Here is a 15,208-nt window from a genome sequence, read left to right on the forward strand (position 1 = left end):
AATTATATAATAGGGTATTATTTAGTAAATACATCTTTAGAAAGGAAGTTAGAATGAAAACAGCAGTAGAAAATGAATTGGAATTAAAAAAGATTGAAATTTCAGTAATTAAACTGATAATTGCTGAAAAGCCTAATAAAGAGATCGCTAAGTCATTAAACTACTCGCAGCGTAATGTCGAATATATCATAGCCGGTCTTTGTAAAAAGTGGAATGTAAGTACTAGAGTCGGTATTGTTTCGGAAGCATATAAAAGGAATTGTATACAGTGAACGAAATGAAAGAAAAACCCCTATTGAGGGGGTTTATTTATATATGCTAAAAAAACATTCTATACAGGAATGCCGTAAAAATAAAAACTGAGATTGTCAGGTAGTTCAAATTTGTTCTCCATTTCAGAAGAATAAACAAAAGAAATAAGTATGCAATATTGAACAAATCAAAGATAGAAAAAATCAAATGATTACTTGTGAAAAATAAACTAGTGTTTGGATGTTGTGCGAAAATATTTTTGAATGATATAAGAAAAAACTTAATCGCGACCGGGATGTTAGAAAACATAAATAGGGAATAAAAAGTTTTGATCTTAATCTGAGCGCCGAGAAAATTTATAATGAGAAATAATACGAATCCTTCAAAAATGACCCCGAACATTAAAAGAAACAGTGCGGCTATTGCAATGATGTAATCTAAATGTTTTACTTGCTCAACAACTTGTATAGGGATGTTTTTGGGAATTAAACTTTTCATAAAAGGTAAAAGGGAACTTAAATAAAAAGCTAACCCGATAATATAAAACAAAAACGAGGACAAAAAATTAATGTTTCGTTCCTTAAATGAAGATAATTCAATTTGCATAATCCTAAGAGGCTCCTTTTATAAAGATAGGTGTAATAAATGTTTCTAACATAGCTGCTATCATTAAACCGAGAAATATAATACCAATATATTTAAAAGTGAATTTCAAATTTATTTTGAGGAGTAATAAATCTAAAGTTAATTTCATTCCTACAGAGGCTGCAAGAAGCAATACCGGCACTTCAATTATTCCATGGGGTATAACAAGCAGTAAAAGGTTTAAATTGTCTTTAATGTTTCCTATCGCATTTCCTAAAATTAATCCATTAATAATTAAAACAGCAACCGTGCCAAGCGACAGCGTTAACGGGCCTAAAAAAACAAGCAGACTCGCTACTTTAATATTATTAAAGAAAATCTGAAAAAAATCCGGACGGATATTTCGATTTAGATTATTTACATTTGAAGCGGAATCTGTATAAATATATGCTGTAAATAAAGCAATTAAAAATAAGATCAGACAGAGTATGTACAATTTGACTAAAACATTCTTTTTAAACAATGTATTTTCATCCATTCGTTAAAGGGACTGCCAGGGATATTGAATTTAATGTTTTATATTATGCTGCTGCTGTACTTGCTGCAGCCAATTGTTCTAAAACGGCCAATGGCAAGCCTGCACCAAGAGATCCTAAAACAGTAATGATAGCCAGAACTGATCCCGTTGCGGTGATAGCACTGACAATCCAACTAGGAGCGATAATTCCAGCTCTGTTTAAAATATCGATAACATCCATGTTTAAATGATTATGTTTCATACTGAAAAGAGCGAGAACAATGATTCCTGATGCTACTAATGTAAAAATCGCTTTACTATTTTGTGTTTTTAAAAGTAGATTCATTTTTTCCTCCAATTTTTTCAATATCCCCAGCAAGTTAAATAATAAAATATATTGGAATCTATTTGAATTGCGGATTTCCGAAAAAATAATAGTTAAGAGGTGAAATCCGTAAAAGTATCTGCTGGCTTATTTCGTACAAAGAAAGCCGGACCATATGTATGATCCGGCTTTCTTTGGTACTGAAACATTATACTTTTTTTTCAAAAATAATATCAAAATAATCAGCTGCCCCATAGCCTGAAATAGCAGGAGCAAATATTTGAACCAGCTTTCACCCTTGCTGCGAATACTTTTCAATAATTTATTTATAGTCTTCTTTAGGCTTTCCTTTCCATCGGTTTACTTCTGCTTTTATGAACTTGTATTCGTACATTGCTGTATAATCCTCCGGAAGTGTATTGGAATCGTTACCTTGTTTTTCGATTTTGATAAACTTGAATCCATAAATAGAGCGCGCAGCCTATTAAAAGAATCGGAAATTGCCATCCTGTATTTCCGTTTTTAAAATAATCTATTAATGACCATATCAGTAAAGCGACAGTATAAAAACTAAATGCTATTCTGGCGGCTGTACCCGATTGGTGTTTTTGCATCTCATCCATTTTCTTCATAAGAACCGCTCCCTTAATTTTTTTTGGCGTTATAGTTGAATACTTTATCTATTCCCGTATTTAAAGCGTGAGCTATCGAAAAAGCCAGACTTAAAGTCGGGTCATATTTATTATTTTCAATTGCATTGATGGTTTGCCTAGTCACATTGCAGAGCTTAGCCAGATCATTTTGTGAAATATCAGCTGCTGTTCTAAGTTTTTTTATATTGTTATCCACTAAAACCCTCCTTAACTTATTTTGTTTTTTATTTTAAATTTTCAAATTTATATATATTTATTTTAAATAATATATGTATAAGTGTCAAATACTTTTTACACATTTGAGTTCTAAGGTATGTTTTTGTTTTTGTAAATTAGTTGTTTATATAAAAAACGGCTTGCAGTTTAACCTGCAAGCCTAAAAGTAATTATCATTTAAATCATAGCTCTTTGTGCTACTTCGAATTGGTGTGAAGGTGTATTCGTCATATCTGCTGTTATAAAAACTGAGGTTACAGCTAAGCAAGTGAGTAAGACCTTATACTTCAGCTTCATAAAAAGTTACCCCCCCTTGAATATGCTGTCTTGCTTCTTCAACTTTTAAAAAGTATGTTGAAGCTTTTTTATAATCTTCAAGTTTGTGATAATATTTAGCTGCATCAAGAGCAAAATCTTCTATATCTGCATACATCATCTTACTTTCCAAAAAGTCAAAACTCCGTTTCATTGCATCCTCATCAGGTCCGTTCACATACAAAGATTTTAAAAATTCGAATTCGTGTAAATAAACTGAATCTGCTGACTCTTCGGAATGGATAACTCCTTTTTTATGATACTCGAGCGCTTTGTCGTATCTTTCTAATTTATAATGAATCTGTGTCATTAAAAAATATGCTTGGGGCAAAGAAGGGGTCATTTTAGCACTTTCAAAAACATCAATGGCTTTTTCAACATAAGTTATAGCTGCTTCATAGTCGTTCAGGCTTTGTTTGCAAAGTGCGATGTTATACAGCGTCCTGCCCATTAATTGAGGCTGTTTTTCTGTTTCTGCCAAAGAAAAAGCCTTTTGAAAGTGAGTAATTGCCCGATCATATAGTTTTAAATCCAGGAAATTTGCTCCGAATAAGGATTGGCATTGTATGAGCCTGATATCGTATGACGACTGAGCTTTATATATTTCATATGCCTGCCTTGCGTAATCGGTAGATACATACGTTTGTTTCAAATAGTAGTAGACTTCAGACATCTTGAAAAAGTACTCGGCTTTATCAATAGTATCCTTAATAAATGAGAGTTTCGTCTCAGCCTTTTTAAAAAATTTTATAGCCGACAAATATTCCCGCTGATCCAGCTCATACATCCCCCGGAAAAAATTAAAATAATAATCAAGCCGTCCGGTCAGCCGGGCCTGCTTTTTATCAATATCCGCGAGCAGATCCGATAGTCTCGGCTGTTCTTCTATCCGCTGCGATTCCAGCGGTTCGAGGTATTCGAGCATCAGATTGTGGCGGAATTCCATGAGAGAATAGTACAGATGAAGATCCTGATCTTCTTCCAGGCCTGCAAGCTCTTCTTTGATTTCTCTCCGCAAGTACTCGGCGTCCGGGATGCTGAACCTTCGAATGTACATATACCATTCGTTGATTTTTTCTCCAACCGCTGAAGACGATAAAACACTCGCCACTATTCCGAATCCCTCCCTTCCACGTTATGTATATGACATATTTTATCATTTTCATTCGGAAGGATAGCGCAAAAATACCGCAAACTTTTCCCCTTTGACAAAGCCGTCCGCCGAAGGAACCGCATTTATCCCGCAGCCTAGGATTTCCGGTTTTTTCATTTTCCTTAAAAATCATGTTTATCTTCAAAACCAATCAGCAAAGATGGTAAGATAGGAGGAAGCGGTTGAACTTTTTCCCTTGAAAACTTATACTATTCAGGTTAAGCGGGATGATGAAAAGGAAGTGTCAGCATGAGACAGGAGACACCAGTAGCCATTCATGTGCAATCATTCATTCATAACGGCTCTGAAGAAGAGTCGGTTGAATTTACATCGAGTGGATTCTATTACGTGAGAAACGGCAAAACGTATCTTTCCTATCACGAAGAGCATGATTTGGGCAAGATTAAAACGGTCGTCAAGATCACAGAAAAAGAGATTCTCGTAATGAGATCGGGCGCCATCCAAATGAAACAGCGGTTCATTCCGGGGGCATCGACACTCACTCAATATAAACTGCCGTTCGGACAAATGGAGCTCCGTACGGAAACGAAAAACATTCAATCTGATGTCGGCGGTTCGGAAGGCTCCGTCAAACTGACATATAACATGACTGTAGGCGAAAACCAAGAACATGTACATAACATGACGATCCAATATAAGGAGGAAACAAAGGCATGAATATTGCGGAACAGATGAAGGACGTGCTGAAGGAAGAGATCAAAGCGGCCGTTCTGAAAGCGGGCCTGGCGGAAGAAAGCCAGATTCCAAGCGTACTGTTAGAAACGCCGAAAGACAAAACACACGGTGATTATTCCACAAACATGGCGATGCAGCTGGCGAGAATCGCAAAAAAAGCGCCGCGCCAAATCGCTGAGGAGATCGTGGCGTCATTTGATAAAGGCAAAGCTTCCATTGAAAAGATGGATATTGCGGGGCCCGGCTTTATCAACTTTTACATGAACAACAGCTACTTAACAAAACTGATTCCGTCCGTGCTTGAAGCGGGTGAACATTACGGAGAGACAAACATCGGACAAGGCGAAAAGATTCAGGTCGAATTCGTATCGGCCAACCCGACGGGAGATCTTCACTTAGGCCATGCGCGCGGCGCGGCGGTAGGTGACGCGCTGTGCAGCGTGCTTTCTAAAGCGGGCTATGATGTGAGCCGTGAATACTATATTAATGATGCTGGCAACCAGATTAACAACCTGGCGCTTTCCGTTGAAGTCCGTTATTTTGAAGCGCTCGGCCTCGAGAAACCGATGCCGGAAGACGGTTACCGCGGCGAGGATATTATCGCCATCGGGAAAAAGCTTGCCGAAGATTTCGGCGACCGTTTCGTACATGAAGAGGAGAGCGAACGTCAGGCGTTTTTCCGTGAATACGGCTTAAAGTACGAGCTTGATAAACTTCGCTCCGACCTGGAAAATTTCCGCGTGCCGTTTGACGTATGGTATTCTGAAACGTCACTGTACGAAAACGGAAAAATTGATCAGGCGCTCGAGGCGCTTCGCGAAAAGGGCCATGTATACGAAGAGGACGGCGCGACATGGTTCCGCTCCACAACGTTCGGTGACGATAAAGACCGTGTGCTGATCAAAAAAGACGGCTCATACACTTATCTGCTGCCGGATATCGCATACCATAAAGACAAACTTGACCGCGGATTCGACAAGCTCATCAATGTATGGGGCGCGGATCACCACGGGTATATTCCGCGTATGAAAGCGGCGATTGAAGCGCTCGGTTACAAGAAAGGCACATTGGAAGTTGAGATCATTCAGCTCGTTCATTTATACAAAAACGGCGAAAAAATGAAGATGAGCAAACGTACGGGGAAAGCCGTAACGATGCGCGACTTGATTGAAGAAGTCGGCTTGGATGCCGTGCGTTATTTCTTCGCGATGCGCAGCGCTGATACGCATATGGATTTTGACTTGGATCTTGCCGTATCCACATCTAATGAAAACCCTGTGTATTATGCGCAATACGCACATGCACGTATTTGCAGCATGCTTCGCCAAGGGGAGGAGCAGGGACTTAAACCGGCGGCAGATCTTGATTTCAGCCATATTCAATCAGAAAAAGAATATGACCTGCTGAAAACAATCGGCGGCTTCCCTGAAGCAGTGGCAGAAGCGGCGGAAAAACGCATTCCTCACCGTGTCACAAACTATATTTATGATCTGGCTTCCGCTCTGCACAGCTTCTACAATGCGGAGAAAGTCATCGATCCGGAAAATAAAGAGAAGAGCCGCGCGCGTCTCGCTTTAATGAAGGCGACGCAAATTACGCTGAACAATGCGCTTCAGCTGATCGGCGTATCCGCTCCGGAAAAAATGTAATGATGATCAAAGGACAAAGTCTTCGGGCTTTGTTCTTTTTTTTGCATATAAAGCGTGTGATGTAATTCACAATCCCGTACACTGAGTTTTTGTATGATAAGACTGATATTGAATCAGTGAAAGGGGCAAGCCGAATGATCAATCGTCAACATATTCAATTATCGCTGCAGTCATTAAGCTTAGTGGCAGGGTTTATGGTGTGGGTGCTGATTTCATCGCTCATTTCTCAAATGACATCAGATATTCATTTAAGCAAAGGCGAGATTTCATTGGTGACGGCGATTCCCGTTATTCTCGGATCGCTTCTCCGTATTCCTTTAGGATATTTAACGAACAGGTATGGCGCGCGGCTGATGTTTATGATCAGCTTCATCCTGCTTTTGTTTCCCGTATTTTGGATCAGTATCGCGGATTCTTTATTTGATTTAATCACGGGCGGCTTTTTCTTAGGGATCGGCGGAGCGGTATTCTCCATCGGAGTGACGTCCCTCCCGAAATATTATCCAAAAGAAAAGCACGGTGTCGTCAATGGGATTTACGGTGCCGGAAACATCGGGACCGCCGTTACTACCTTTGCGGCGCCGGTTATCGCTCAAGCCGCGGGATGGAAAGCAACCGTGCAGATGTATCTTGTTTTGCTGGCTGTTTTCGCATTACTGCACGTTTTGTTCGGCGACCGGCATGAGAAGAAAGTCAAAGTTTCCATAAAGACACAAATGAAAGCCGTTTACCGAAATCATGTGCTGTGGATGTTGAGCCTGTTTTATTTTATTACGTTCGGCGCCTTTGTCGCCTTTACCATCTATCTTCCGAATTTTTTGGTTGAGCATTTTGGGCTGGGCCCTGCGGACGCCGGTCTGCGGACGGCCGGCTTTATTGCGGTCTCTACGCTGCTCAGGCCTGTGGGAGGGTTTCTTGCAGATAAACTGAGCCCGCTCCGCATTCTGATGTTCGTTTTCGCAGGGCTTACGCTGTCAGGCGTCATGCTGTCATTCTCCCCGGCGATCGGCCTTTATGCGTTCGGATCGCTGACGGTGGCAGTCTGCTCAGGGATTGGAAACGGGACGGTATTTAAACTGGTGCCTTTCTATTTTTCGAAGCAAGCGGGGATTGCCAACGGTATTGTGTCTGCCATGGGCGGACTGGGCGGTTTTTTCCCTCCGCTGATTCTGGCAAGTGTATTTCAGGCAACGGGTCAATACGCGATCGGGTTTATGGCGCTTTCAGAGGTTGCGTTAGCCAGCTTTGTCCTTGTGATCTGGATGTATTGGCAGGAAAGAATGAAAACACATACGGAGAGAAACAGTCATAGCCTTGATTCATAATGATCCATTCACAAGATTGTTAGTTTTTTCTGGGTGAGTGCAAATCAAGTCACGTTACAATATACATACGCAACGTGACTTTCTTCGAGGTGAGCTCATGAATATTCTCTCTGTCCGAAAATCTGATAAAGAACTTCTTTCCCGCGAACTGCATGAATTGCTGGAATCGATCAGTACGAAAAGGAAAATGAAAAAACACACGTATTTGTTTCAAGAAGGAATGGATGCAGAAGAGCTTTATCTGATTCAATCAGGACTCATTGAAATCGGCAAGCTGACATCTGACGGAAAAGACCTGACACTTAGAATCTGCCAAAAACACGATATTGTCGGAGAATTGACGCTATTCACAGATGAGCCGAGATATATGCTCAGTGCGAAAGTGTTAGAGGACGGGGAGGTGCTCGTCATTAATAAAAACAGGCTGGAAAAGGAATTGATCCAAAACGGTGTTTTGACGTTTGAATTTATGAAATGGATGAGCACCCATCTGCGAAAAATCCAGTCTAAGATCAGGGATCTGCTTCTTCACGGCAAAAAAGGGGCGCTCTATTCCACCCTTATCCGCTTATCAAACAGCTACGGGGTGGAACGAAGCGACGGGATTCTGATTAACATTGTGCTGACAAATCAGGATTTGGCTAAGTTTTGCGCGGCGGCAAGGGAGAGCGTCAACCGCATGCTGGGCGACCTCCGCAAACAAGGGGTTATTTCGATAGACGAAACCGGAAAAATTATTTTGCACAAGCGGGACTATTTACGATGCGAGATCGAGTGTGAAAATTGTCCGCTTGAGATCTGCAATATTGACTGAAAAAAACAAGGGCAGCCGGTGTCCTTGTTTTTCAGCTTGTGATACATATACACATGACGGCGAAAAAGAAGCCGGCATTTACGATTTCCAGAATGCCGATCGTTTTCACCGGCCAGTCTCTTCCGTGAAAAAACCAGGCCCGCAGACTGCTTGGGATAAAAGCGAGAAACGCCCAGCCTGCCCCGAGAAGAGCCGATAAAAAGGGGAGCAAGAGGTGATATCCCCACGACCAGTAAGCAAACCTTCTGTTTTTTCTCTCCCGTATGACCGATTTCACATAAAAAGAACTCCCGACAAAAAATAAAGCGGATTGCAAGAATAGAAACCAAGCCCAGCCGTCAAGGATTCCCGTTCCCAGCCAGCAGCTCGCAAGCCCGCCTGAACAAAAGAACAAGACTCCCGCAATATCATTCGTGAGCGCCCGTTCGTTTTTTCGGCGGGCATAATGCGTATGTATGAGAAACAGCGGCAATAAAAAAACGCCGATCCAGACGAGCTGCGGCTTATGAAAGACAGAAATGATCAAAAAGCAGCAGGCCGGAAAACCGTAATACCATATCCACTTTTGATAAGGCTGAAGCTGTTTCTTTTTCAAAGCGAGCGAAACGGGATAAACCGTCAAGTAAAGGAACAGCCAGCCCAGAAAGAGCGGAATATGCCATAAAACCGGGCCTCCCTTGACCATGCCGAGTAAAAATGGAATCAGCAGCATCGCCCATGCGCCGTGCTGCTTCGGAATCATCGCTTTCATCGAAACCCTCCTTTTTATTTCATTATAAGTGCAAACACTCTCCTGATAAGTGACTTTCATCATACAAGCTGTGAAATACATCACTGCCGCGCGGGCTCAATCGGGCTACACTAAAGCTATCAATAGCACAGGAGGCTTTCCTATGAATCAGTGTGACTATTTATTATTTCTGAAACAACTTCCTATGTTTAATGAAGTGCCTCTGTCCATTGTCGAAACCTTGCTGAAAAACGGGACGTTTATCCGCGGCTCATCTGACCAATCTCCATCCTTTCTTCATTCACAATCCGTTTATATTGTATTAAAAGGCAATATCCGTTTTACGGACAGCAGGCTCCCTGAAGGGTCGCAAACCGTTGCGCTGTGGGAAAAAGGCGATGTGTTTCCGATTGATGAAAAAGGCGGGCTCTCTTTATCGCCTTTTATCTCAGTCAATGCCTCACCGGATATTCTGGTACTCCATATTCCATATTCTATATTTAAGCAAATGATGTCTTACCATCCGCGGCTGCAAATGAACTTTTTGGCGATGCTTCAGCAAAATGTCTTCTGTTCCTATCAGTTGTTTTTGCGGTATCTGCATACATCACTGGATGAAAACGCCGAACCCGGTTCTTAAACAGAACCGGTTTTTTTGATGACGCGGGCGTCCTCATATCGTTTGAAAATCCTTCCTGCTGCTCTGTGTGAACGTTTTGTGAAAAAAGCAGATTGTGTGACATAGTTCACAAGGTGATGCGCCGTCTCTGTTTATAGTGTACATAGCATCACCTGACTCGGAAGGAGTGAACGATCATGAAGAAAAAGAAAATGAGTCCGTTGCTCAGGAGATTAAACTATTTTTCTCCTATCGAACATCATTCAAATAAACATAGCCAAACGACAAGCGAAGATCGTGATTGGGAGAATGTATACAGAAACAGATGGCAGTACGACAAAGTCGTTCGCTCCACCCACGGCGTCAACTGCACGGGTTCTTGCAGCTGGAATATTTATGTGAAAAACGGAATTGTCACGTGGGAAGGACAAAACTTGAATTATCCATCAACAGGACCGGATATGCCTGATTTCGAACCGAGAGGCTGTCCGCGGGGGGCCAGTTTTTCATGGTACATCTACAGCCCGCTCCGTGTGAAATATCCATATGTGCGAGGTGTGCTGATCAATTTGTGGCGGGAAGCATTGCAGACGCATCAAAATCCGCTGGATGCCTGGAAATCGATCGTTGAAAACCCTGAAAAAGCGAAGTCCTATAAACAGGCAAGAGGGAAAGGCGGCTTTGTCCGCGCGGAATGGCCGGAAGTGCTGAAGCTGATTTCAGCCTCTCTGCTGTATACAGTCATGAAATACGGGCCTGACCGGAATGTCGGCTTTTCTCCGATTCCAGCTATGTCCATGATCAGCCACGCGTCAGGTTCGCGATTCATGTCTTTAATCGGCGGCCCAATGCTCAGTTTTTATGACTGGTATGCGGATCTCCCGCCGGCGTCCCCGCAAATTTGGGGTGACCAGACGGACGTTCCGGAAAGCAGTGATTGGTACAATTCAGGCTATATCATCACATGGGGCTCCAACGTTCCGCTAACGAGAACGCCTGATGCGCATTTTTTGGCGGAGGCCCGCTATAAAGGCGCCAAGGTGATTTCAATCAGTCCCGATTTTGCGGAGTCCTCAAAGTTTGCGGATGACTGGCTCAGTATCCGCCAAGGGACTGACGGAGCCCTGGCGATGGCGATGGGTCACGTCATTCTGCAGGAATTTTACGTGAATCAAGAGACGGAACGTTTCATGGAATACGCGAAGCAATACACGGATTTTCCATTCCTCGTCACCTTATCAAAAGAAAATGGCGTATACACAGCGGGACGGTTTCTGCATGCGAAGGATATCGGACGGCAGACAAAGCATGATCAATGGAAGCCGGCGGTCTGGAATGAACAGACAGGTGCGTTTGCCATACCGCAAGGAACAATGGGCTCCCGCTGGGACGGGCAGCAGAAATGGAATCTGCACATGATCGACGAAGACACCGGGGAACAGATCGAGCCCCGTCTCTCCGTGCTCGGAATAGAGGACGAAATCAGTACGGTGCGCATTCCGTATTTTTCAAATGACGGAAACAAAGTGCTTGAGCGGAATCTTCCTATTAAAAAACTGGAACTGAACGGCGAAGAGGTGTGTGTCACGACTGTATTTGACTTGATATTGGCCAACTACGGCGTGAACCGGGGCATCGGCGGACAATCAGCCGCATCTTATGATGATCCCCGTCCGTTCACACCTGCCTGGCAGGAACAGATCACGGGAATTAAAAGAGAAGCCGTTATACAGATTGCCAGGGAGTTTGCCCAAAATGCGATTGATACAGACGGCAGATCGATGATTATCGTAGGGGCGGGAATCAACCACTGGTTCAACTCCGACACGATTTACCGCGCGGTGTTAAATCTTGTTTTATTGGTAGGCGCCCAAGGCGTAAACGGCGGAGGCTGGGCTCATTATGTCGGTCAGGAAAAGCTCCGTCCTGCTGAAGGGTGGCAGACGATCGCAACCGCAAAGGACTGGGAAGGCGTGCCTAAACTGCAAAACGGCACCTCATTTTTCTACTTTGCGACAGACCAGTGGCGTTACGAAGACCAGCCGATCAGTGACTTGGCTTCACCGATCGCTTCTTCATCCCGCTACAAGCATCACGCCGATTACAATGTGCTGGCGGCGCGATTAGGGTGGCTGCCGTCCTACCCGACATTCAATCAAAACGGCATTGATCTGTACAAAGAAGCTGAGAAGGCGGGGGCGGCGACACCTGAAGACGTAGGTGCGTACGTGGCCTCACAGCTTCAGGAGAAAAAACTGAAATTCGCGATTGAAGACCCGGACAATGAAGTGAATTTCCCAAGGAATCTCTTTGTATGGCGGGCAAATCTGATCTCAAGCTCAGGAAAAGGGCATGAATATTTTCTTAAGCATCTGCTGGGGACGACGAACGGTTTGATGAATGACGACAGCGACAGCATCCGCCCTGAAGAAATCAAATGGCGGGAGCAGGCGCCGGAAGGCAAGCTCGACTTGTTAATCAATCTCGACTTTCGAATGGCCGGTACGGCGCTGTATTCCGATATCGTGCTGCCGGCGGCGACATGGTATGAAAAACACGATCTCAGCAGCACGGATATGCACCCGTTCATTCATCCATTCGCTCCGGCGATCTCGGCGCCGTGGGAATCGAGGTCAGACTGGGATATTTTCAAAGCACTGTCAAAAGCCGTTTCCGACCTGGCGGAAGAAGTCGATATGGAGCCGGTGAAAGAGGTAGTCGCGACGCCGCTCCTTCACGACACGATGCAGGAATTGGCCCAGCCGTTCGGAAAAATCAACGACTGGAGCAAGGGCGAATGTGAAGCCATTCCGGGAAAAACGATGCCGAACATCCATGTCGCTGAACGGGATTACAAACACATTTTTCATAAAATGACCGCGCTCGGCCCTGATACGGCTTTAAAACCGAGCGGAACAAAAGGGATGAGCTGGTCGATTGCGGATGAATATGAATCACTCAAAAAGAGACTGGGAGAAACCGATTCAGACGGCGTTGCCAAAGGATGCCCGAATATAAGTGAAGCAAAGCAGGCGGCAGAAGCGATTTTAACCCTGTCGTCCACCTCAAATGGAAAGGTCGCCGTAAAAGCATGGGAATCGCTTGAAAACATCACAAACCTGAAGCTGAAAGACCTGGCGGAAGAACGCGAGGAAGAATGCTTTACGTTCGAGCAAATTACAGCCCAGCCGAAAACGGTCATCACGTCTCCGGCTTTTACCGGCTCAGAAAAAGGAGGGCGCAGGTACTCGCCGTTTACGACGAATGTGGAAAAATTAATCCCGTGGCGGACACTGACCGGCAGACAATCCTATTATGTCGATCATGAACTGATGATGGAATTCGGTGAAACGATGGCGACATTTAAACCGATCCTCCAGCACCGTCCGTTCCTGAGCAAGCGGCCTGATCAAGAGGGCAAAGAGATCGTTCTTAATTATTTGACGCCGCATAATAAATGGTCCGTCCACAGCATGTATTTTGATTCCCTGCCGATGCTGACGCTGTTCCGGGGCGGGCCGACCGTGTGGATGAATAAAGATGACGCAAAGGACACGGATATCAAAGACAACGATTGGATTGAATGCTTCAACCGAAACGGCGTTGTCGTGGCGAGAGCGGTTTTGTCTCACCGGATTCCTAAAGGAATGGCGTTTATGCACCATGCCCAGGACCGCCACATCAATGTGCCCGGCACAAAACTGACGAATAACCGCGGAGGCACCCATAACAGCCCGACAAGGATTCACGTCAAGCCGACCCAGATGATCGGGGGCTATGCCCAGCTCAGCTACGGCTTTAACTATTACGGTCCGACGGGGAATCAGCGCGATCTGAATGTCGTCATCCGCAAGCTGAAGGAGGTCGATTGGCTTGAAGATTAAAGCGCAGATCGGAATGGTCATGAACTTGGATAAATGCATCGGCTGCCACACGTGCAGCGTTACCTGCAAAAACACGTGGACAAACCGTTCCGGTGCGGAATATATGTACTTCAATAATGTTGAAACAAAGCCCGGTATCGGCTACCCGAAGCAATGGGAGGACCAGGACAAATATAAAGGCGGCTGGACGTTGAAAAAAGGAAAGCTTGAACTGAAATCAGGCCCGAAAACAAACCGGCTTGCAGGCCTTTTCTATAACCCGAACCAGCCGACGATTGATGATTACTATGAACCTTGGAACTATGATTATGAAACATTAACAAACAGCCCGCAGAAAAAGCACCAGCCGGTGGCGCGGCCGAAATCGTCCTTGACGGGCGATTTTATGAATATCGAATGGGGCCCGAACTGGGAGGATGATCTCGCTGGCGGCCACATTACGGGTCTTGAAGATCCAAACGTGCAAAAGATGGAGGAATCGATCAAAACAGAATTCGATGAAGTCTTTATGATGTATCTGCCGCGTATTTGTGAGCACTGCATCAATCCGGCGTGCGTGTCCTCCTGCCCGTCCGGCGCCATGTACAAACGCGAGGAAGACGGCATTGTGCTTGTGGATCAAAACGCATGCCGTTCATGGAGATATTGCGTCTCATCCTGTCCTTATAAAAAAGTCTATTTTAACTGGCAGACGAACAAAGCGGAAAAATGCACACTCTGCTTTCCGCGCTTGGAGGCGGGGCTGCCGACCATCTGCTCCGAGACGTGTGTAGGCAGAATCCGCTATCTTGGTGTCATGCTGTATGACGCGGACAAAGTGGAGGAAGCGGCATCTGTTGAAAATGAAAAGGATCTCTACCATTCCCAATTAGACGTTTTTCTTGATCCGAATGATCCTGAAGTTGCCAAACTGGCAAAAGAACAAGGCATCCCGGCTGAATGGATAGAGGCCGCGCAGCAATCGCCGATCTACAAAATGATCATCGATTGGAAGATTGCGCTGCCGCTTCATCCTGAGTACCGCACACTGCCGATGGTTTGGTACATTCCGCCGCTGAGCCCGATTATGAATCTCTTTGAAGGAAAAGGCAGCCAGCAAACGGCGGAAGATATTTTTCCGGCTATCGACCAAATGAGAATTCCGATTGACTATTTGGCCCAGCTATTAACAGCCGGTGATACGGATCATATTCGGTCAACGTTAAAGAAAATGTCTGTCATGCGCCAGTATATGAGAGCGGTTCAGACGAATAAATCCATCGACCCGGCACTGATCTCCGGTGTCGGTTTAACAGAAAAGCAAATTGAAGACATGTATCGGCTGCTGGCGATCGCCAAATATGATGACCGCTTTGTGATCCCGAGCAGCCATCGAGAAGAAGTGTCTGATTTATACGCTGAACAAGGAAGCTGCGGCTTGTCATTTTCAGGCGGCCCCGGCTCTTGTTTCTAACTTTTGATAAATGAGGTGGAAC

15 protein-coding genes are annotated in these 15,208 nt (G+C 44.5%); 8 read left to right on the plus strand and 7 right to left on the minus strand.

Translation table 11 applies throughout. From position 1 onward, the window contains the following. Positions 1 to 53: 53 nt before the first annotated feature. Positions 54 to 272: a helix-turn-helix transcriptional regulator gene (locus tag C5I45_RS01745; RefSeq protein WP_003151056.1), complete on the plus strand. Its 219-nt coding sequence runs from the start codon at positions 54 to 56 to the stop codon at positions 270 to 272. A 590-nt stretch (positions 273 to 862) separates the two neighbouring features. On the opposite strand, the gene C5I45_RS01755 is transcribed toward C5I45_RS01745, so the two are convergent. The 6 genes from C5I45_RS01755 to C5I45_RS01785 all read right to left on the minus strand — a co-directional run bounded on the left by C5I45_RS01755 (position 863) and on the right by C5I45_RS01785 (position 3,974). Beyond that, positions 863 to 1,375 (minus strand): stage II sporulation protein M, encoded by a 513-nt coding sequence (locus C5I45_RS01755; protein WP_003151059.1) that lies wholly within the window; start codon positions 1,373 to 1,375, stop codon positions 863 to 865. A gap of 43 nt (positions 1,376 to 1,418) precedes the next feature. Beyond that, positions 1,419 to 1,700, minus strand: a complete 282-nt coding sequence (locus tag C5I45_RS01760) for a hypothetical protein (protein ID WP_003151060.1) — start codon at positions 1,698 to 1,700, stop codon at positions 1,419 to 1,421. 407 nt (positions 1,701 to 2,107) lie between these two features. Beyond that, positions 2,108 to 2,311: a hypothetical protein gene (locus tag C5I45_RS01770; protein WP_069473623.1), complete on the minus strand. Its 204-nt coding sequence runs from the start codon at positions 2,309 to 2,311 to the stop codon at positions 2,108 to 2,110. A gap of 13 nt (positions 2,312 to 2,324) precedes the next feature. After that, complete coding sequence (locus C5I45_RS01775) at positions 2,325 to 2,528, minus strand: helix-turn-helix transcriptional regulator (RefSeq protein WP_003151064.1); 204 nt, start codon at positions 2,526 to 2,528, stop codon at positions 2,325 to 2,327. Between the two features lie 197 nt (positions 2,529 to 2,725). After that, entirely contained in the window at positions 2,726 to 2,845 is a 120-nt protein-coding gene (locus C5I45_RS01780; protein ID WP_003151066.1) for a PhrC/PhrF family phosphatase-inhibitory pheromone, read from the minus strand. Then, entirely contained in the window at positions 2,829 to 3,974 is a 1,146-nt protein-coding gene (locus tag C5I45_RS01785; RefSeq protein ID WP_107994197.1) for a response regulator aspartate phosphatase, read from the minus strand. The genes C5I45_RS01780 and C5I45_RS01785 overlap by 17 nt, the downstream gene beginning before the upstream one ends. A 291-nt stretch (positions 3,975 to 4,265) precedes the next feature. On the opposite strand from C5I45_RS01785, the gene C5I45_RS01790 reads away from it, so the two are divergent. The 4 genes from C5I45_RS01790 (at position 4,266) to C5I45_RS01805 (ending at position 8,500) form a co-directional block, all read left to right on the plus strand. Beyond that, positions 4,266 to 4,694, plus strand: a complete 429-nt coding sequence (locus C5I45_RS01790; protein WP_003151069.1) for a YwiB family protein — start codon at positions 4,266 to 4,268, stop codon at positions 4,692 to 4,694. Next, positions 4,691 to 6,361, plus strand: coding sequence for an arginine--tRNA ligase (gene argS, locus C5I45_RS01795; protein ID WP_003151071.1), 1,671 nt, complete (start codon positions 4,691 to 4,693; stop codon positions 6,359 to 6,361). The genes C5I45_RS01790 and argS overlap by 4 nt, the downstream gene beginning before the upstream one ends. Before the next feature lie 134 nt (positions 6,362 to 6,495). Further along, positions 6,496 to 7,686: a nitrate transporter NarK gene (gene narK, locus C5I45_RS01800; RefSeq protein WP_095315495.1), complete on the plus strand. Its 1,191-nt coding sequence runs from the start codon at positions 6,496 to 6,498 to the stop codon at positions 7,684 to 7,686. A 97-nt stretch (positions 7,687 to 7,783) separates the two neighbouring features. Next, positions 7,784 to 8,500, plus strand: coding sequence for a fumarate/nitrate reduction transcriptional regulator Fnr (locus tag C5I45_RS01805; protein WP_014306017.1), 717 nt, complete (start codon positions 7,784 to 7,786; stop codon positions 8,498 to 8,500). 31 nt (positions 8,501 to 8,531) lie between these two features. Here C5I45_RS01805 and C5I45_RS01810 read toward each other — a convergent pair whose 3' ends face one another. After that, the gene (locus tag C5I45_RS01810; protein WP_003151076.1) at positions 8,532 to 9,251 is read right to left on the minus strand and encodes a YwiC-like family protein; all 720 of its coding nucleotides are present in this window, start codon (positions 9,249 to 9,251) and stop codon (positions 8,532 to 8,534) included. A 142-nt stretch (positions 9,252 to 9,393) separates the two neighbouring features. Here C5I45_RS01810 and C5I45_RS01815 point away from each other — a divergent pair, with 142 nt between their 5' ends. The 3 genes from C5I45_RS01815 to narH all read left to right on the plus strand — a co-directional run bounded on the left by C5I45_RS01815 (position 9,394) and on the right by narH (position 15,186). Next, complete coding sequence (locus tag C5I45_RS01815; protein ID WP_015387562.1) at positions 9,394 to 9,870, plus strand: cyclic nucleotide-binding domain-containing protein; 477 nt, start codon at positions 9,394 to 9,396, stop codon at positions 9,868 to 9,870. 176 nt (positions 9,871 to 10,046) lie between these two features. Further along, entirely contained in the window at positions 10,047 to 13,733 is a 3,687-nt protein-coding gene (locus tag C5I45_RS01820) for a nitrate reductase subunit alpha (protein ID WP_107994198.1), read from the plus strand. Next, the gene (gene narH / locus C5I45_RS01825) at positions 13,723 to 15,186 is read left to right on the plus strand and encodes a nitrate reductase subunit beta (protein WP_015387564.1); all 1,464 of its coding nucleotides are present in this window, start codon (positions 13,723 to 13,725) and stop codon (positions 15,184 to 15,186) included. The genes C5I45_RS01820 and narH overlap by 11 nt, the downstream gene beginning before the upstream one ends. Positions 15,187 to 15,208: the final 22 nt, after the last annotated feature.

Origin of the sequence: Bacillus sp. ZY-1-1, assembly GCF_003047165.1 — a bacterium.
GTDB lineage: Bacteria > Bacillota > Bacilli > Bacillales > Bacillaceae > Bacillus > Bacillus velezensis.